Origin of the sequence: Exiguobacterium acetylicum (assembly GCF_022170825.1) — a bacterium.
Lineage (GTDB): Bacteria > Bacillota > Bacilli > Exiguobacteriales > Exiguobacteriaceae > Exiguobacterium_A > Exiguobacterium_A acetylicum_B.
The window spans coordinates 891007-909784 of record NZ_CP081878.1; the positions used below are offsets into that span (position 1 = coordinate 891007).

The following is an 18778-nucleotide window of genomic DNA, read 5'->3' on the forward strand; positions in this document are numbered from 1 at the left end:
GCTACGAGATGGATGTTTTTTTGTGGTGTACGGTATCTTTTTTATCGTAAATCCGCTATTTTTAAAAGAGAGTTTTTCGGAAAATAGGAAGGATGAAGATGATGCAAATGAACGTCGTATTGGATCAACGACTCCAAAAAGTCGTGTCGTATATTCCACAAGGAGCCATCCTCGCAGATATTGGATCAGATCATGCATTCGTACCGTGTTTTTGTATTCAACAAAATAAAGTTGAACGCGCGATTGCAGGGGAAGTCAATGAAGGACCGATGGAAGCAGCAAAAGGGCAAGTGGCGCTTGTAGGACTTGAGTCACAAATCGATGTCCGTCTCGGAAGTGGATTATCTGTCTTAAATCCGGGCGAAGCTACAGCGATTACGATTGCAGGGATGGGAGGAACACTGATTGCTTCAATTCTTGAAGAAGGCAAAGATCGACTGTCAGGAGAGGAACGATTGATTCTTCAACCAAATGTTGATGCAGTTGATGTTCGGAACTGGTTGCTTGCAAACTCGTATGCGTTGTTATCAGAAGCAATCGTTGAGGAGAATGGAAAGATTTACGAGATCCTCGTTGCGGAACGTGGAGAAGAAACACTATATTCAGAGGACGATATAACACGTCGATGGGAGCTATTCTTTGGACCGCAGTTAATGCGGGAACGTGCACCTGAGTTCATCCAAAAATGGCAACTTGAAAAACAAAAGCGGGAGTATATTTTAGCTCAGATGAAACAAGGACAAGCAACGGAGGTTTTATCTGAAAAAATCGAAGCCATCGAACAATTAATTCAAAAGATGGAAGAGGTGACGAACTAATGGCGAATGGTAACTATGTCATTGAGCAGTTTGAAGCATTTGCTCCTAAAAAGTTCGCACTCGAGGGAGATCCGATTGGTCTACAAATTGGAACACTGAACAAGGAAATCAAGCGCGTACTTGTGACACTTGATGTCCTGGAGTTTGTCGTCGATGAGGCGATTGAAAAGAAAGTAGATCTTATCATCGCGCATCATCCACCGATTTTTAGTAAATTAGCGAATGTAACGGATCGTTCCGCGACGGGACGGATTGTCTCAAAATGTATCAAGCACGACATTTCCGTTTATGCTGCGCATACGAATCTTGACGTCACACCAGGAGGGGTCAATGACTGGATGGCAGAAGCACTTGGTCTTGAGTCCTGTGAAGTGTTAGCGCCAACGTTTGAAAATACGCAATATAAATTAAGTGTCTTCGTACCGACTGAAGCTGTAGAACGCGTTTCAACAGCACTTGCACAGGCGGGAGCAGGAAAAGACGGCGATTATAGTGATTGTCAATTCCATGTCAACGGAACGGGTCAATTCCGACCTTCGACGGACGCGACCCCGTATATTGGAGAAGCAGGACAACTGGAGCGTGTTTCGGAAGTTCGGATCGAGACGATCGTGACGGAACTGAATCAGAAACAAGTTATTCGAGCAATGAAACAAGCCCATCCATATGAAGAGGTCGCGTATGATCTCATTCGTCAAGAACGCGCGGCAGCACCCCTCGGTCTCGGACGGATCGGACGATTGCCGGAAGCGATGACGTTACGGGCATTTGCAGAACATGTTCGTAAATCGTTTGGTGTACAGAACTTACGCTTTGTTGGAGATGAAGCGCGGGAAATCAAAAAGGTCGCTGTTCTCGGAGGTGACGGGAATAAGTACGTCTCGACTGCTGCTTTTGCTGGAGCAGATGTTCTTGTGACGGGTGATCTTTATTTCCATGTTGCTCATGACGCGATGGCACTCGGGTTAGCTGTCGTTGACCCAGGACACCATGTCGAATCAGTCATGAAAGAAGGCGTCGTCAACGAATTAAGCAGACGATTCAAAGAGAAGAAGATCGATGTAGAGCTCATCGTCTCGACCGCCAATACGAATCCATTTCAATTTTTATGATATGTGAAGTAGAAAAAAGTAAGAATAAAACACCGGACGGCGAAGATTCGCTGTCCGGTGTTTTATTCTTACTTCTACCATATTCAGATTAAAGAATTTTTACTTTTGGTAAAATCCGTCGTAGTTCAAGGAATGGTGTTTTGTCATGCGTACTAATATCAGCTGGATCATATTGTTGTAGGAAATCGATGACCTTTTTCGTGATAGGTGTTGGAGTCGATGCACCAGACGTGACACCAACTTGTGTGACACCTTCGAGCCAAGACAAGTCGAGTTCTGTTAAATCACCAATTCGATGCGCCGGAGTACCAGCAATATCGAAAGATACTTGTGCCAAACGGTTCGAGTTATTTGAACGCGGATCACCGACGACGATGACGAGCTCACAGTCTCCTGCTTGATCGGCAACTGCTTCTTGTCGAACTTGTGTGGCGTTACAGATTTCATTGTGTACTTCAACATGCGGATATTTTTTACGGACATGTTCCATCAACGCTTGGACGTCCCATTGACTCATCGTCGTCTGGTTCGTGACGATGATTTTCTTGTGAGCAAGCTGAGGTGGGAGTTCATCGATATCTTCGACTTTTTCAATCAGATGAACGTGTTCTGGTGCTACACCAACAGCTCCCTCGGGTTCCGGGTGTCCGTGTTTACCGACGTAGATGACTTCATAATCGTCTGCGACGACTTGGCGAATCAAGTCGTGGGTACGTGTCACGTCAGGGCATGTTGCATCGACGACGTGTAAGTTCTTCTCGGCAGCACGAGCATAAACAGCAGGTGAGATACCATGTGCAGTGAAAATGACCGTTCCTTCTTGAATCGTCTCTAACGCTTCAAGACGATCGGGACCATCAACTGTAACGACACCCATGTTTTCAAACTCACGCGTAACGTGAGCATTATGGACGATCATCCCTAAAATATGGATCGGGCGTGGCAGGTCTTTATTCAATGCCGCTTGTTGTGCAAGTTTCATTGCATCGACGACACCGTAACAATAGCCGCGGGGGCTGATTTTTTTTACTAGCATAGTTGTAGATTCTCCCTTTGTGAAAAAGAATGATTAGTTAGAGTGTACCATTGATTGAAGCTGAATGAAAATAGAGGAGTCTGTTTGAACAACAGAACATGCTATACTAATGAAGTTGTCAATTATTCAAAAGGGAGGCGAAGGGATGGAGTCTAAGAAAATGATGCGGTCGTATTTTTTCCAAATTACTGCCGTTTTATTCATCCTGATTTGTCTTGTCATATCAGCGCTTGCCTTCACTGCGGACCGGGTTACGATTTCCCGGGTCGAACAACAAACAGAGAAACAAAGCGAAAAAAGTGTCGAGGTCTCAGGAAATGCGATTCGCGACAATATCGGGAATTTGCATGAAGAGATCATGAGCTTGCAGCTGAATGTCAAAAACCCTGAAAAGCTAAAACAAAAAATTGAGGAATCGAACCTGTTAGATATTGATACGGGGTTTAAGAGCCTCTTCTATTTTGATCGGAAGACGAAACAAATTACTTGGTTCTCAAGTGATGATCGTCAAATAAAGGACAGTCTCATCTTGAAAGATGATGAATTCTTACAAGCATTGACGAGTACGGATTTTCATATGAGCAAGTTGTATACGATGGAATCGGATGCTGTCACTTATATGTTCGTTCCGGTTCGAGATGGCAATGAGCGAGTAGGTGTCTTTGGTGGTGGATTAAGTGTCATGAATTCAGTCGTCTTTCGGAATTCACTTGAATCATTTGACGATCAGACCATCGCCTATCTTTTCAATAGCAAAAAAGAACTATTAGCAACATCGAGTAACCTCGTGACGGATCAAGAGCGTGTATTATCGAAAAGTGTCATTGAACGTGCTTTTCAGTCGATAGAACCTTCCGAGATTTTTAGTACGAATCAAGATATGTATTATTTTGCGAAAGATTTAAAAGTGACGGATTGGAAGATTCTCGTTCGAACACCACGAAGCGTCTTTTATGAACCTGTCTATACGACACGACAGCAGTATTTGATCATCGCGGCATTAACACTCGTCCTCAGTTTGATTGTCGGCTATTTGATGTCGAAGCAGTTGACAGCGCCAATGCTTGAACTTGTGCATAAGATTGAAAAAAGTACCTCCCCTAAACCGATTGTTCTCGAGCGTGCCGGATCAAACGAGGTCAAGACACTCGTTGCCGCGTATAACGAGTACGCACAGCGGATGGAAAACGCGCGACTTGAGCAATTGAGTCAACAACAAACGATGTTACATCAAGAAAAACTAGCATCACTTGGTCAATTAGCAGCAGGGATTGCTCATGAAATTCGTAATCCATTAACGCCGGTCAAGATGACATTACAGTTATTAGCAGCAGAAAAAGATCGTGATCCGGAAATGCTGATTCTCGCCTTATCAGAACTTGATCGGGCGAATGGTATGATCCAAACGATGCTTGATTTGTCAAAAGGCGAAAACAATGCGCTTCAAAAAACGACGATCGACATGAATGATTTAATGAAGAAGCTAACATATATTCTTGAAGCAGAAGCTCATCATTACGAGGCGGACTGCAAGATTTATACGCCGTCCTTCATGCCAAAGATTTATGCATCGGAAGAGGGCATCTTGCAGATTTTAGCAAACTGTGTCCGAAATGCCCTTCAAGCTGTTGCGTTTAAGGGACCAGATGGCATATGTCATCTGCATGTCCACGTCTATCCGGAAGAAGTCGTCTTCATTGTTCAGGATAACGGGGTAGGGATGGACGGAGACCAGATTGATTACGTCGGTCAAGCGTTTAAGACGTCGAAAGTGGACGGAAATGGTCTTGGACTCTTCATGTCGAAACAAATCGTTCGTGATCATAAAGGAAAGATGATCTTCGATAGTAAGCCGGGCGTTGGTACGACGATTCAAGTCCACTTACCACGAAAGGAGCAAACGGAATGAAATTCAATAAGGCTTGGTTATTCGTCTTAATTGTCTGGATTTCATCCGTTCTGTTCATCTCCAATCTGTTCGTTAATCCAGACACAAGTCCACGGCGTCATCTTGTTGGTTTTACGATCGTGAATGATAAACATGAATTTGCTCAACGGCTCGTTGATGCATTCAAGACGCAAGCAAAACTAAATAAATATGAAGCCGTCGTTGCGACATCGCATAACTCACGCATTAATGAACGCGAACAGATTCAAGAGTTCATTCGAATGAAGGTCGATGCAATTTTTGTGACAACGCTTGATGATGTCTACATCGCTAGTACGTTAGACGAGGCAGCGCGTGCCGGAATTCCGGTTTTCGCGATTGACCGATTGATTCGCTCTGATGCAGTCGTCAGTTCGATTACTTCGAACAATCAATTGATTGGAGAACAACTCGCCTCGTTCATCAAACATGAACGTATCAAACAAACGGGACAGGCAACTGCCAACATCATTGAAGTCGCAGGTACGGCAAACGTCAATACGACGAATGAACGGCACCGGGGATTCATGACGGGTCTTGAGCGGGAGCCGAATCTAAAAATCGTTGAATCAGTCAACGGTGATTACGATCCCGTCACTTCGGAACGGGTCATGACACAGGTCATTGAGTCGGGTATTCCGTTTGACGCCGTGTATTGTCACAATGATGATATTGCGCTTGGTGTCCTTGAAGCATTGAAAAAAGCAGGCATGAAAGGAAAAATAGTTGTCGGCATTGACGGGAATCGTGCTATATTAGAAGCTGTTGACATGAAATCGATGGATGCGACGGTCGTCCAGAGTGCTGATGAGATGATGAAAGTCGCCTTCAGTGCATTGAAGCTTCATACGAAAAACAAAAAGATTCCAACTCGTTTTTATACGTACTCCTATCTGTATGACGGTAGTAGACCCATAACCATGTTGAACTAATCGAGAGGCAGATGCCTCAGCAAATAAGGAAAGGACGGTGTCAATTCATGAATGGATTCAGCCATTATCAATTACACCCGTTCGTCATCGAAGCACTCGATGACGCCCGCATCACAAAACCGACCGATATTCAGTCACGAATCATCCCAGCTGCATTAAAGGGACGTGACATCATCGGTCAATCACAAACCGGCACAGGGAAAACGTTATCGTTTCTTCTTCCAATCGTTCAGAACGTTGATCCAAAGCTTCAAGAATTACAAGCGATCATCGTTGCGCCAACACGTGAACTCGCTTGGCAAATTCACGAGGAATTGAAATCATTACTCGTCAAGGAACCAGACTTCATCAAGACGAGTCTCATTACAGGTGGAATGGATCGCGAACGTCAAATCGGTCGTGTGAAGGTTTCACCACAAATCGTCATCGGAACACCGGGACGTATTCTAGACTTATTCAAAGAACAGGCGTTGAAACCGCATTTCGTGAAGCACTACATCATCGATGAAGCGGATCAAATGCTCGACATGGGCTTCTTGCCAGAAGTTGACCGGATTGCGCAAGCTCTTCCAGAACAGCTTCAGATGATGGTCTTCTCAGCAACGATTCCTGAGAAATTACAACCGTTCTTGAAAAAGTACATGAACAACCCGCGTTATGCGCATGTGGATCCAAAACAACAGACAGCGAAGAAAATCGTTCATCATACGATTCCAGTCAAGCACCGTGAGCGTTCAGCACTGACGTTGAAAGTCGCAAAAGCGCTGAATCCGTATATCTGTTTGATCTTTACGAACACAAAAGCGGAAGCAATCGAAGTCGAAGCGTTGTTCTTAGAAGCAGGACTCAATGTTGGTTCTCTTCACGGAGATCTTCCAGCTCGCCGTCGTAAGCAAGCCATCAAAGAAATCAATGATGCGAAGTATCAATACGTCATCGTAACGGACCTTGCTGCACGCGGAATTGATATTTCAGGCGTCTCACACGTCATCAACCATGGCATTCCGAAAGATTTAGACTTCTACGTTCACCGTGTCGGTCGGACAGGACGTGTCGATCAAGACGGATTGGCATATACACTGTTTGAAGATCACGAGAACGGCATGATCAATCGCTTAGAGGATCGCGGCATTCAATTTACAAACGTTGATGTCAAAGGGACTCAAATCATGGAAGTTAAAGAACGTCGTCGTGCGAAACCGCATATGAAGACTGCTGTCTCGAAGACGGCACATAGTCGTCTGTCTGGTGAAGCAGCAAAAGCGAAAAAACGCGTTAAACCAGGTTATAAGAAGAAGCACCAATATAAATTAAAAGAAACAGCAAAACGTGAACGCATCAAAGAACAACGTGGTGTCGGTCGCGCGCAACGTAAAGAAAACGCACGTAAATCAAAATAACACCATCGATGACACCCGTGAAATGAAAAAACATTTTTCGGGTGTCTTGTCGTTTTCAAGATTTGGTACACTGATAAAAGAGAAAGGTGGAATAAAACATGAAAATAGGTTCACACGTCTCCGTTTCGGGGAAAAAAATGTTGTTAGGTGCAAGCGAGGAAGCAGCGTCTTATGGCGCGACGACGATGATGGTCTATACAGGGGCACCTCAAAATACACGCCGTAAGCCGATGGAAGAGTTACGCATTCCAGAAGCACTTCAGCATATGAGCGCAAACGGGATTGAAGAGATCGTCGTGCACGCGCCGTATATCATTAATCTAGGAAATACAACGAAACCAGAAACATTCGAGCTAGCGGTCTCGTTTTTAGCAGCAGAGATCAAACGAGCAGAGGCGTTAGAGAAGGCACAGCATATCGTATTACATCCAGGTGCACACGTAGGTGCCGGGGAAGAGGTCGGGATCAAACGTATCATTGAAGGACTCAACGAAGTACTGACAGGCGAAGAACAGGTCAAGATTGCGCTTGAGACGATGGCTGGCAAAGGTTCGGAGATCGGAAAGACATTCGAGGAGCTTGCGCAAATTATCGAAGGCGTCACGCATCAGGATCGTCTATCCGTTTGTCTCGATACTTGTCACGTACATGACGCGGGATATGACATTGTACATGACTTAGATGGTGTCCTCGAACAATTCGACCGGATCGTCGGGCTTGATCGCCTTGGAGTCATTCACGTAAACGACTCGAAAAACGTCCGCGGTGCACGGAAGGACCGTCATGAAAATATCGGCTTTGGTGAGATTGGATTTGATACGTTACACCGTATCGTTCATCATCCTGCACTTGCTCATTTACCAAAAATTTTAGAAACACCTTATATTGGTCTCGATCCAAAGAAAAAAGTCGCGCCATATAAAGAAGAAATCGAGATGTTACGCTCTGGTGCATTTGATGCGGATTGGCGTTTGCCGATTCTAGGTGCATCGGTCGAATAAACTCATAAAGGGGTGTCTGTGATGTGTCATCTATTCGTCGTCGATGAGTCAAGTTTCGCGATACGACAAGCTGTTGTCCACTATTATGAAACAAAGGAACCGTTTTATTTGCCGGGGGAACTGGCTGAGGGAGAAGAGGTTTTTCTTGCGACGACCGATGGAGTCATTGCGTATGCAGAAGCTTTGTTTACGGAGTACACGACACGTCCAGAAGACCCGTTTTGGTTGACGACTGCTGACGATTCAGAAGGGTCATATGTGTGTCTCGATCTCATCAGTGTGGATTTGCGTCACCCCTTACTCGGTCAACCGCTCCGTCAACTTGGCCTTAAAACGGGGCCAATAGAAGGAGTATTCCGCACACGACTGCTTGATTCGTGGCAGTACGGATATTTTGAAACGGATGTTTTGACACTCGAACAAGCAAAACAACGCCGGATCGAGCGATTCAAGGAACGGAATCATTCGGAACAGGTTGCAGATCAATGTATTCATTGTGACGAGACGCGCCAATCTTTACTGGAGTGGCATTTGACGCCAGAAGGATATCAGACCGTTTGTCCGACGTGTCATCGATGGTTGCATCAACAGATGTTGCATGCGGTGGATACGGCAGCAGCGACAGAAGAGAATGAGTGAATTAAACTTTAGATTTTTCACACTTTGTATATCGAATGTAGTTATCGTCTGACGAAAAATCGGTGAAGGAAGTCGATTCGGTTTTGTAAGACAATATGCGATGAGGTCAACTGGAATCGTATCATCGCAGAAGCTTTAAAAAAATAATTAAAAAACCGTTCTCTTTCTGCATGAAGCAGTCAGAGAACGGTTTTCGTTTGAATTAGAAAAAACGTTCCACGAGAAACAGATAAATTTTCATCCCGAGGAATACGCCAAAGATCCCGACGATGGCTGGGAAAACAGGTGGGGCAGGAATCGGTAATTTCAGTGCGGTGAAAACAACGCCGCAGATAACGCCTGCTAGAAGAGATAATAAGATTTGCTGAAGCATACGTCTCGTCCTTTCTGCTGTGAAGCGCTTGAAGTGGTGTGTCGATTCACGAAATCATCCGTATCATGTAGCATTTTGATCCAGAATGATTTTGTCATCCTTCTTTTCGATCGTGATCCATTTTTGCGTCAACGGTGCTGTAAAACTTGGCTTATGTTTTAGTTTGCCGCTCGTATAGTCTTGAATCAGCAACTGTGATTCACAGCTCTGTTTTCCATCCTTTACGTAATGATAGGAGCCGTCTGCTGCCTGTTCACGCGACTTGACGTTATCAGCAAGGGCGAGAGCGAGACAATCTTTTAAATACTCCTTATGTTCTTCATCCATGATCGGGAACAAAATTTCGATTCGTTTTCGCATATTGCGTGTCATCCAGTCAGCGCTTGACCCATACATCAAATCCTGTCCGTTGTGGTGGAAGTAAAAGATACGCGAATGCTCCAAATAACGATCGACGATTGAGATAACACGAATGTTCTCTGAAACATCTGGAATGCCAGGACGGAGACAACAGACGCCACGAACGATCAGCTCAATTTTTACGCCAGCACGGGATGCCTTGTAAAGACGTAAAATGATGTCCTTCTCCGTTAAACTATTCATTTTGGCAACGATTCGACCGTTTCCGTATTTTTTATGATGATGGATCTCTTCATCAATCAAAGATAAGAATTTCTCAAGCATCGCATTGGGAGAAGTTTGAATGACATTCCATTCTGGTTGTTCTCCGTACCCAGATAACCAATTAAAGAAGTTCGTCGCATCTTCGGCAATCTCTTCCCGCGAGGTTAATAATCCGACATCTGTATACAACTTAGCAGTTGAATCATTATAGTTACCGGTACCAAGGTGGACGAAGCGTTGAATCTTCCCTTCGTGCAGTCGGACGACGAGCGTAATCTTCGAGTGCGTCTTTAAGTCACTGTATCCATAAATGACATGGGCTCCGACTTTTTCCAGTTGTTTTGCCCATTCGATGTTTTTCGCCTCATCAAATCGTGCTTTAAGTTCAACGAGTACAGTGACTTGCTTGCCATTTTCTGCTGCCGTTTTCAATGCTTTGATGATCGGCGAGTCACCGGAGACACGGTACAACGTTTGTTTGATGGCAAGGACATTCGGGTCATTGGCCGCTTGGACGATGAACCGGACGATTGGATCAAACGTATGATAAGGGTGATGGAGCAGGTAATCGCGTTCTAGTAATTGATTGAACAGATTTTTTGAACTATCGAGTGCCGGTGGATCGACTGGCATGATGGTCTGATAAATCAAATGATCATACTCGGTTCCGATTTGACTGTAGAAGGCAAATGAGAACGTCAAATCAATCGGACCATCAACAGCAAAAATGTCACGCTCCTGTAAATCGAGCACATCGCGCAGCATGTTGAGTAGTTCGGTATTGATCGCCGCTTTTTGGACTTCGAGTCGAATGGCAACACCCCAACGTCGTTTTTTTAATTCTTTCTCAATCAACTTCAATAAATCGTGCGTTCCTTCTTCATGAAACGGAAGGTCGGCATTACGGGTGATCCGAAATGGCATGGCAGATAAGACACGGTATCCTTTGAATAAACTATCGATGAATGCGATGATGACGTCTTCAAGCAAGATGACAGCCGTTGTTTCGTCATCTTCAACCGGTAGATCAACGAATCGTGGCAACACACCCGGAACTTGTACAAGCGCTAAATTCCGCTTCGTCCCATCTTCTGCCTCAAGAACCGTTGCGATGTTGAGTGACTTTGACGAAAGCATCGGGAACGGACGATAAGCATCGACGGCAACGGGTGTGAGAACAGGGAAGACCTGTTCTCGGAAAAACGATTTTACATAGGTCGTCTGTTCTGAAGTCAGGGCGTCGTATTTTAAGAATGTAATGCCTTCATCTGATAACGTCTGATTGATTGCTTGAAATGCTTCGTATTGCCGATCGACTAACTCTTTTGTTTTTGTTGCGATCGCACGCAACTGTTGTTTGGGTGTCATCTGTTGTTTGTTTTCTGGTTTATTGAATCCGGCAAGTACTTCATCCTTTAAACCGCCGACTCGAACCATATAGAATTCGTCTAAATTGGAGCTGAAGATCCCGAGAAACTTAAAGCGCTCCATCAACGGATTTCGTGTATCAAACGCTTCATCCAGTACACGTTTGTTGAATTGGAGCCAGCTGAGCTCACGATTATTAAAATGTTCCGGTATGTCAATCTTCATGAAGGAAGATCTCCTTTCGTTTCGAAGGTAATCGCCTGATCAATGATTCGCTCTAGATGTTTCTTTTGTTTTTCAGCCTTTTCGACTTCAAATCCATAATCATGATCACCCGTATCGAGGACGAATCGGAGATGATCCTTCTCAACGAAAAGTTCTAGATGATCGACAGCTTTTCGCTCCGTCACATCGAGCGCATGACTTAATTTGAGTAAAGAGCCCAGTAGGTCAAAGCGATCCAGTGTTTTTTCGGTAAACCAATCCTTAAATGGCTTCGCTAGTTGTTGCATACGTTTTGCTGAAGAATAAGAGCTGACGAGCGACAGGGCGACGCGGTCTTTATGTGTCATACCGTTCAGTTCGGTATTCGTCAAAAGGTAGAACGTCTGGTCCGATCGTGTATCTGGATTAATGTATTGCCCACAATAAAACAAGCGGCTTGCCGAATCGAGTAGCCGGAGATCGGACGCGCGTTCTGAAATCAAATCTAACGTAACAAGTTGCCGATACATCGACTTCGCAAGCGTGCCAATATACATTGCGCGATCGCGATTGACCTTATAATCGCTCTCAAGCTGATAGAGGCTTTGCTCACGCACGTTTTCGATCCGACGATAGGCTTCATCCTGCACATCGAATTCATAAACAAGACCTTCACGAAGACCAAGATTGCTCATAACGAATTCTTCCGCTTCGATATGATGGGCTAACTCTTGGATGGCAATGAGTGCAGGAAGAAAAATATCAATTCGATCCTTCGATAACCCTTCAATTTTTGATAGCTGTTTCGCCGATTTTCCTTCGAGATCGTCGACCATTTTCGTGAGTTCTTTCGCTTTGATCTGATATTGGTGAACGCTTCGAAGCGGATAGTCCTGATTCGACTGATGGATCCGGACGAAGTTTCGGGCGGAACCACCAACACCAACTAAAGGAAGCTTTTTATCACTCAACCAAGGAATCGATTCAAATTGTTCACGTAAGAACTTGACCAGCTTTTTCTTATCACTACCGCTGAGTATCTCATCTGAAACAAATTGCCGTGTTAAGGTGACAGCGCCAAATGGAAAACTGTGATAGGCAACCATTTCGCGATTTTCAATCAATGTGACTTCCATGGAACCACCACCGATATCAACAGAAAAACCGTCTGTCAGGAAGGTCGAGTTGATGATGGCAAAATAGCCATAATATGCTTCTTGTTCGTCTGTTAAAACTTGAATGGAGAAAGGTGTGTTGTCCGTAACAGCAGCAACGATTGCCTCCCGATTCGTCGCATTGCGGATCGCTGCTGTCGCAACACAGATGGTTTCTTCGACTTCATGGGTGACACCGACTTCATAAAATCGATGTAACGTTTCTTCGAGTAACGTGATACCTTCATCGTCGAGTGCTCCATCCTCATTGATATGAGCAGATAACCGAGCGACGACTTTAATATTTATCTTCTCGATGTAACGACCAGAAGCGATTGGATGGAAGATGACATATCGAATTGAGTTGGAACCAATATCGATGACTGCAAGTTCTTGTTTCAAATGACTCCGACTCCTCTCTGCGATGCGTGCATTTAAAGAATTCCCTCTCTGAACAAGCCGAAAACAGCTAGCTTCTTTCTTTATTGTACCTTGATTTTTTTCATAGGAGGATAGGAAGTTGTCAGAGTTGCACCGATAATTAGCGGACGCTATAATAAGACAGTTGATTAAGACGTAATTATTCCGTTTTACGAAAACGGAAGGAGTGAAAATAAATGGAAACACCAATCATCGAAATCGATCAAGTCAGCTATGATTATCCGGATCGCCGAGTGTTGAACCAAGTCTCGTTTCAAGTTCAGCAAGGACAATTTTTAGCCATCGTCGGCGAAAATGGATCTGGGAAATCGACGCTGATTAAATGTATCTTAGGTCTATTGCAACCGAAAGGAACGATTCGTTTATTCGGGCAACCCCAATCCCAATTCAATGAGTGGTGGCGTATTAGCTATGTCTCACAAAAAGCGGCATCGTTCAACTCGGGTTTTCCGGTAACTGTCGCAGAAGTCGTCGAGATGGGACTTTACGCGAAAAAAGGACTCTTTCGTCGTTTGTCTCGTGACGATCGAGAGAAAGTTCGGACTGCCCTTGAAACGGTCGGGATGTGGGAACGGCGGGATTCGAAAGTCGGTGATCTATCCGGTGGTCAGCAGCAGCGTGTCTTCATCGCGCGGGCACTCGTCAATGATCCCGATTTAATGATCTTAGATGAACCAACTGTTGGTGTCGATCAGCGATACGTAAAAGAATTTTATGAAATCCTAGAAGAACTCCGTCGGGATAAACGTCGGACATTCGTTCTTGTCACACACGATATCCACTTCGTCAGTAAACTCGTCACGGATGTGATCCATCTTGTCGATGGACGCTTAGGTTGTAACTGTGGGATTAAAGAATACTGGGAACTAGATGAACAGACGATTCGGTCACTCTATCCGGTTCCGGGACGCGTTCTCGTTCATGAAGGGAAGAGTGTCCAATGATTGAAGCATTCATGACGTTAAAGTTTTTACAGTATGCTTTGGTTGCTGCTATTCTGATCGGATTTACGGCACCTTTGATTGGTTCATTCGTCGTTGTCCGGCGGATGAGCTTAATCGCAGACGCGTTGTCACACGTCACGTTAGCCGGAATTGCGCTCAGTCTGTTGATCTCTGGGATGGTCGCGCAACTAGCAGATTTGAATCCTCTGTATCTAGGAATCGTGACGGCTGTCATCGCGGCACTGACGATTGATTGGTTGCGTGCGAAGTATAAGCACTTTCAAGAACTCGCGATTCCAATCATCATGGCAACAGGGATGGGACTCGGTGCGACGTTCATTAGTCTCGCAAATGGCTTTTCGATGGACCTTGTCTCGTTCTTATTCGGAACGGTCTCGGCTGTTGCCTTGACGGATGTCTACACGATTCTTATCGTGACGGTCGTCGTCGTCATCTTCGTCTTCGCCTTTTATAAGGAATTGTTGTTCCTGTCATTTGACGAGGAGCAGGCGCGCGTCTCCGGGATTCGCCTTCGCTTAGTGCATATTCTCTTTATGATCGTCGTTGCACTTGTCATCGCGATCAGTATGCGGGTTGTTGGGATTTTGCTTGTGTCGAGTTTAATCACGTTGCCAGTTGCGGCAGCACTTCGAATTGCGAAGAGTTTTAAGATGACGATCTTTTTAGCGATCATCTTCGGTGAGATTGCGACAGTACTTGGGCTCATTCTGGCTTATCAGTTTGATTTAGCACCAGGCGGAATGATCGTCTTGCTTGCAGTGCTTGAACTGATCATCGTCATGCTTTTGGAACGTTTTTGGATAGGAGGGAAAACACATGAAGACGAACATCGAACAAGCGCGTGAACGAATGAAGGCTTCCGGGTTTAAAATGACACCGAAGCGTCTCGATTTGCTATCGTATCTGTTTGAAGTGAATCGTTATGTCAGTGCACGGGAAGTGGCGGAAGCGCTCCGGACATCTCATCCTTCATTGAGTTATGATACGATTTACCGAAACTTGAACGATTTTTCGGAGATTGATTTATTAGAAGTAACAGAATTAGATGGAGAAATGAAATATCGAGCAGCATGTGCTTCAGGTCACCATCATCATCATTTGATTTGTCGAATCTGTGGTAAAACGGAGACATTGAATGTCTGTCCAATGGAATGGATTTCTCCAGTCCAAGAGACTGGCTTTGAAGTCGAAGATCATAAATTCGAAATCTATGGTCGTTGTGCGAATTGTCAACGCATGACGTCCTAAATAATTGGGAACGTCCACTCGGGCGTTCTCTTTTTTTCGTTTTGTAAGACTAGTCCTCTTCAAAACGGGAATAGTCGAACAGAGGTGATGAGAGGATGATTTATGATGCGCTGGAAGCCCGACAAATTGATGAGTGGGCGCGAACATCTGGACTACCACTTGAAGTGCTGATGGAACGAGCTGGAACTCAAATCGCAACTCGTATCAAGGACCGTCATACGAAGACAGACCGAATCTTGATTTTATGTGGGACAGGCAATAACGGTGGGGATGGTTATGTAATAGGTCGTGAACTCTTACGTGATGGTTTTGATGTCACGCTATGCGCACCATTTGGAGAGAGTCGTTCGGATACTTCAGATATCCATGTCCGTTATGCAGAAGCATTCGGGCTCGTAACGGAACAGCCGTGCGGTCAGTATGATGTCATTATAGATGCGTTGTACGGAACAGGATTTGATCCAGAGCGCATGAATCAAGCATTTATAACACAATGTGAATTCGTATCGGAACAAAAACGTCAAGGGGCACACGTCTATGCAGTAGACGTCCCGAGCGGTGTTCCAACGGATCATGCAAGAGGATTCAAGGAAATTGCGATTCGATCGGATATGACGTTTCAATTGCACGCAGCGAAACGGTCTGCTTTTTTATTACGAACGGCTCCCTTTTATGGAGAATTAGAAACGATTGATATCGGATTACCAACGTTTGGTGAGTGGCGCTTATCAAGAGCGGATTTGAGCGCTTTGTTCAAGCGAGAACCATATGGTCATAAAGGAACGTATGGAACAGCATTATTGATTGGCGGAAGCGATACGATGCCAGGATCGATTCAACTTGCGACACGGTCAGCCTTACGAACAGGTGTCGGAAAACTTCAAGTGGCAACGACGGCACTTGCGAAACAGGGAATCATCGTTCAGGCGCCGGAAGCGATGGTCATTGATCAAACGTTATCAGCGATTCAAGACATGTTACCTTCTATATCAGCAGTTGGGATCGGTCCCGGTTTGTCGCAGGAATCAGTTGAGACCTGGGTAGACTATTTGCTTGAAAGTGATCTACCAGTGATTTTAGATGCCGGAGCGTTAATAAAAAATAGTTATCCTGAACGGACCGCGCCGATCATCGTCACACCGCATATTGGCGAATTTGCCCGAATGACGAATCAAAGCGTAGCGAATATTCAAGATGATCTATTTGGTCAAGCAACAGATTATGCCGTCTTGCATCAAGTAACCGTCGTCTTGAAGTCACATGTCATCTTAATCGTAAAACCGGATGGTGGAGGGTTCGTCGTCTCTGGTGCATCAAGTGGTCTTGCCAAAGGAGGAAGTGGCGATACGTTATTTGGTATATTGACGAGTCTTCTTGCCCAACACCCAAAAGGGGAGATCGAAGAAACATTGGCACATGGAGCACAGTGGTATGCAGAGGCCTCGAAACAAGTCGAACGACGCTTACATCCGAGTAGCTTGCTTGCGACAGATGTCATTGATGAGTTAGGACGCATAGGGTTGTAGAATATAGACAGAAAAGTCTTCCGTTGCATGCATGAGGGAAGACTTTTCTTTTTAGGAAAGAATTGACACATTCTATTTGACAGGAGTATCATCAAGCGATGTCGAAACCTATATACGAAAATTCTAATCGAAAGGAGGGAGAGGATTTGGAGGACATCGTTCGAAAACAACAATGGTGGATTGGCAACTTTGCCTTGTTCATGATGTTTGTGGGTGCCCTGATCATTTATACAACGACGGAAGAGACAATTAAGAATGCGTATTTAAGTCGTTCGGTCATTATTTCATTTTTAGTCATCATGGGTTTATTGATTTTTTATATCAGTCGTCGCAAAATGGGAGTGATTCTGCAAACACACTTACTATCCTTAATGCTACTCGTTGTTCCCATTACATCAATTAGCTTTTTACCGTATGCAGCCGTTACCGTTTGGGCAAGTAGCTTTTTGTTTTTAATGATTGCTTTAATCTCTTATCAACGCATCATGATGTGGTATGCAATTATTGTTACCATTGCAACTAGTGTATATGTGATGTGGAATGTACAGACGGTGACGGTAGAAATTGATCCGACCGACCATTATGGTCGGATTGGAATGATCATGATCGGTGTATCGATCGCTCTTGTGATCAACCACTTGCACATCCGGAATTTAAATCGGTTGAACGATCTCGCGACTCAGTTACATGATACAGCACGTAGCGATGAAGAAACCGGCGTCTTGAATCGCCAAGGCTTAAATGAAATTGATTTTCCAAAACCCGAACAACAGCTTATTTTTGTCGGCATTCATTTAGAAAATTATTACGAGTTAGCACGGTATTTTGGAGAAGACATGCAGTCGCAAGTCTTGCGTGCTTGTATCGACCGACTCAAAAAAAAATTACCTCCTCATCAAGCCTTCGCTCGGATCGAAGCAGGAACATTATTGATTGTCATGGAAAAGCCGGACGAAGTAGCGTGTAAGGAAGCAATGGAGGAGTTAAGCCAAGAAATTTCTGTTCCGTATGAAATCGAAGGACATCATGTCTACGTCAATATATCCATCGTTATCGATAACGGAGAAGGGGCGACCAGTAATCGGAAGCGCCGGGTACAGCAGTTATTGACTGCGCTACAAGAAACAGCGCAACAAAACGAGCGACTGATGTGTATCGACCAAGCATGGCGCATGGATCAAGAATTACGAGTCAAAGCAGCTCAATCATTAGCTCAGGCAAATATCGAAACAGATTTTCATCTGGTCTACCAATTACAGTATGATGTCCAATCAGAACAATTCATTGGTCTTGAAGCATTGGTTCGATGGAAGACGGAGCTAGAGGGAGCCGATCGACCATCTGTATTCATCCCGATTGCTGAAAAAAGTGATTTGATCATTCGACTAGGGGAATGGATTTTTGAGGAGAGTTGTAAAACGCGTAAAGCATTAATGGGTCTCGTTCCGGACCAGTTTACATTGTCCGTAAACGTATCACCTCGCCAGTTGACGAGTGAATCGTTCATGCCGTTCATCGAACGAACGTTACTCAAGTACGCATTAAAACCACAACAGATAAAAATTGAGATCACCGAGAGTCAATCGCTTGATTTTGAGAGCCAGTCGATTCATCGGGCGCTGAAACGAATCAAAACGCTTGATTTCCCGGTATCACTCGATGATTTTGGTACCGGTCATGCATCTTATCACGTTCTCGAACGTTTATTACCGTTACGTCAATTGAAGATTCCGAAACAATTTATCGAACAAATTGGTGAATCGGAGAAGCGGCAGTCTATTCTCGAATCCATTTTTCAATTGAGCCAATCGATGCATGTCGAATGTATCGTGGAGGGCGTAGAGACAGGAGAAGAAGTACGTATTGCGAAAGATATCGGCATTCATCTTTTTCAAGGCTATTTCTTTGCTAAACCGGTTCCACTTGAAGAAATCATATGTTTACTACAAAAAACAAATGAAGGAACGGTCCGTTAACAAAGCAAAGCCACTTCAGTCCGACGTGTGTTCG

Annotated in this window: 16 protein-coding genes; 12 read left to right on the top strand and 4 right to left on the bottom strand. The window is 44.6% G+C overall.

The window, feature by feature from the left end; genetic code table 11:
- The first annotated feature begins 98 nt into the window (after positions 1 to 98).
- Positions 99 to 818 carry a tRNA (adenine(22)-N(1))-methyltransferase gene (locus K6T22_RS04560; RefSeq protein ID WP_337927107.1) on the top strand — a complete coding sequence of 240 codons (720 nt, stop codon included), beginning with the start codon at positions 99 to 101 and terminating at the stop codon, positions 816 to 818.
- On the top strand, positions 818 to 1930 hold the full coding sequence (locus tag K6T22_RS04565; RefSeq protein WP_238239133.1) for a Nif3-like dinuclear metal center hexameric protein: 1113 nt from the start codon (positions 818 to 820) through the stop codon (positions 1928 to 1930). The genes K6T22_RS04560 and K6T22_RS04565 overlap by 1 nt, the downstream gene beginning before the upstream one ends.
- A gap of 88 nt (positions 1931 to 2018) precedes the next feature.
- Here K6T22_RS04565 and K6T22_RS04570 read toward each other — a convergent pair whose 3' ends face one another.
- Positions 2019 to 2966 carry a 4-hydroxy-3-methylbut-2-enyl diphosphate reductase gene (locus tag K6T22_RS04570; RefSeq protein ID WP_238239135.1) on the bottom strand — a complete coding sequence of 316 codons (948 nt, stop codon included), beginning with the start codon at positions 2964 to 2966 and terminating at the stop codon, positions 2019 to 2021.
- 145 nt (positions 2967 to 3111) lie between these two features.
- On the opposite strand from K6T22_RS04570, the gene K6T22_RS04575 reads away from it, so the two are divergent.
- The 5 genes from K6T22_RS04575 to K6T22_RS04595 all read left to right on the top strand — a co-directional run bounded on the left by K6T22_RS04575 (position 3112) and on the right by K6T22_RS04595 (position 8865).
- Positions 3112 to 4875, top strand: a complete 1764-nt coding sequence (locus tag K6T22_RS04575; RefSeq protein ID WP_238239137.1) for a two-component system sensor histidine kinase NtrB — start codon at positions 3112 to 3114, stop codon at positions 4873 to 4875.
- Positions 4872 to 5825, top strand: coding sequence for a sugar ABC transporter substrate-binding protein (locus K6T22_RS04580; protein ID WP_238239138.1), 954 nt, complete (start codon positions 4872 to 4874; stop codon positions 5823 to 5825). The genes K6T22_RS04575 and K6T22_RS04580 overlap by 4 nt, the downstream gene beginning before the upstream one ends.
- Positions 5826 to 5872: 47 nt before the next feature.
- Positions 5873 to 7225 carry a DEAD/DEAH box helicase gene (locus K6T22_RS04585; protein WP_238239140.1) on the top strand — a complete coding sequence of 451 codons (1353 nt, stop codon included), beginning with the start codon at positions 5873 to 5875 and terminating at the stop codon, positions 7223 to 7225.
- Positions 7226 to 7323: 98 nt separating this feature from the next.
- Positions 7324 to 8226: a deoxyribonuclease IV gene (locus K6T22_RS04590; RefSeq protein WP_238239141.1), complete on the top strand. Its 903-nt coding sequence runs from the start codon at positions 7324 to 7326 to the stop codon at positions 8224 to 8226.
- 21 nt (positions 8227 to 8247) lie between these two features.
- The gene (locus K6T22_RS04595; RefSeq protein ID WP_238239143.1) at positions 8248 to 8865 is read left to right on the top strand and encodes a hypothetical protein; all 618 of its coding nucleotides are present in this window, start codon (positions 8248 to 8250) and stop codon (positions 8863 to 8865) included.
- A gap of 202 nt (positions 8866 to 9067) precedes the next feature.
- Here the strand turns inward: K6T22_RS04595 and K6T22_RS04600 are convergent, their stop codons facing one another.
- The 3 genes from K6T22_RS04600 to K6T22_RS04610 all read right to left on the bottom strand — a co-directional run bounded on the left by K6T22_RS04600 (position 9068) and on the right by K6T22_RS04610 (position 12990).
- Entirely contained in the window at positions 9068 to 9238 is a 171-nt protein-coding gene (locus K6T22_RS04600; protein WP_034785920.1) for a XapX domain-containing protein, read from the bottom strand.
- A gap of 63 nt (positions 9239 to 9301) precedes the next feature.
- On the bottom strand, positions 9302 to 11455 hold the full coding sequence (locus K6T22_RS04605) for an RNA degradosome polyphosphate kinase (protein ID WP_238239145.1): 2154 nt from the start codon (positions 11453 to 11455) through the stop codon (positions 9302 to 9304).
- Entirely contained in the window at positions 11452 to 12990 is a 1539-nt protein-coding gene (locus K6T22_RS04610; protein WP_238239146.1) for a Ppx/GppA family phosphatase, read from the bottom strand. Before K6T22_RS04610 ends, K6T22_RS04605 begins: the two co-directional genes overlap by 4 nt.
- A 215-nt stretch (positions 12991 to 13205) precedes the next feature.
- On the opposite strand from K6T22_RS04610, the gene K6T22_RS04615 reads away from it, so the two are divergent.
- The 5 genes from K6T22_RS04615 to K6T22_RS04635 all read left to right on the top strand — a co-directional run bounded on the left by K6T22_RS04615 (position 13206) and on the right by K6T22_RS04635 (position 18744).
- On the top strand, positions 13206 to 13973 hold the full coding sequence (locus tag K6T22_RS04615) for a metal ABC transporter ATP-binding protein (protein WP_238239147.1): 768 nt from the start codon (positions 13206 to 13208) through the stop codon (positions 13971 to 13973).
- The gene (locus tag K6T22_RS04620; RefSeq protein ID WP_238239148.1) at positions 13970 to 14839 is read left to right on the top strand and encodes a metal ABC transporter permease; all 870 of its coding nucleotides are present in this window, start codon (positions 13970 to 13972) and stop codon (positions 14837 to 14839) included. Before K6T22_RS04615 ends, K6T22_RS04620 begins: the two co-directional genes overlap by 4 nt.
- The gene (locus K6T22_RS04625) at positions 14811 to 15242 is read left to right on the top strand and encodes a Fur family transcriptional regulator (protein WP_238239149.1); all 432 of its coding nucleotides are present in this window, start codon (positions 14811 to 14813) and stop codon (positions 15240 to 15242) included. The genes K6T22_RS04620 and K6T22_RS04625 overlap by 29 nt, the downstream gene beginning before the upstream one ends.
- A gap of 95 nt (positions 15243 to 15337) precedes the next feature.
- Complete coding sequence (locus K6T22_RS04630; RefSeq protein WP_238239150.1) at positions 15338 to 16768, top strand: NAD(P)H-hydrate dehydratase; 1431 nt, start codon at positions 15338 to 15340, stop codon at positions 16766 to 16768.
- A 146-nt stretch (positions 16769 to 16914) separates the two neighbouring features.
- The gene (locus K6T22_RS04635; protein ID WP_238239151.1) at positions 16915 to 18744 is read left to right on the top strand and encodes a bifunctional diguanylate cyclase/phosphodiesterase; all 1830 of its coding nucleotides are present in this window, start codon (positions 16915 to 16917) and stop codon (positions 18742 to 18744) included.
- Positions 18745 to 18778 lie beyond the last annotated feature (34 nt).

Bases quoted from the DNA above. Each gene is read 5' to 3' on its own strand.
- K6T22_RS04560 (WP_337927107.1), top strand. From the start codon at position 99: ATGATGCAAATGAACGTCGTATTGGATCAACGACTCCAAAAAGTCGTG.
- K6T22_RS04565 (WP_238239133.1), top strand. From the start codon at position 818: ATGGCGAATGGTAACTATGTCATTGAGCAGTTTGAAGCATTTGCTCCT.
- K6T22_RS04570 (WP_238239135.1), bottom strand. From the start codon at position 2,966: ATGCTAGTAAAAAAAATCAGCCCCCGCGGCTATTGTTACGGTGTCGTC.
- K6T22_RS04575 (WP_238239137.1), top strand. From the start codon at position 3,112: ATGGAGTCTAAGAAAATGATGCGGTCGTATTTTTTCCAAATTACTGCC.
- K6T22_RS04580 (WP_238239138.1), top strand. From the start codon at position 4,872: ATGAAATTCAATAAGGCTTGGTTATTCGTCTTAATTGTCTGGATTTCA.
- K6T22_RS04585 (WP_238239140.1), top strand. From the start codon at position 5,873: ATGAATGGATTCAGCCATTATCAATTACACCCGTTCGTCATCGAAGCA.
- K6T22_RS04590 (WP_238239141.1), top strand. From the start codon at position 7,324: ATGAAAATAGGTTCACACGTCTCCGTTTCGGGGAAAAAAATGTTGTTA.
- K6T22_RS04595 (WP_238239143.1), top strand. From the start codon at position 8,248: ATGTGTCATCTATTCGTCGTCGATGAGTCAAGTTTCGCGATACGACAA.
- K6T22_RS04600 (WP_034785920.1), bottom strand. From the start codon at position 9,238: ATGCTTCAGCAAATCTTATTATCTCTTCTAGCAGGCGTTATCTGCGGC.
- K6T22_RS04605 (WP_238239145.1), bottom strand. From the start codon at position 11,455: ATGAAGATTGACATACCGGAACATTTTAATAATCGTGAGCTCAGCTGG.
- K6T22_RS04615 (WP_238239147.1), top strand. From the start codon at position 13,206: ATGGAAACACCAATCATCGAAATCGATCAAGTCAGCTATGATTATCCG.
- K6T22_RS04620 (WP_238239148.1), top strand. From the start codon at position 13,970: ATGATTGAAGCATTCATGACGTTAAAGTTTTTACAGTATGCTTTGGTT.
- K6T22_RS04625 (WP_238239149.1), top strand. From the start codon at position 14,811: ATGAAGACGAACATCGAACAAGCGCGTGAACGAATGAAGGCTTCCGGG.
- K6T22_RS04630 (WP_238239150.1), top strand. From the start codon at position 15,338: ATGATTTATGATGCGCTGGAAGCCCGACAAATTGATGAGTGGGCGCGA.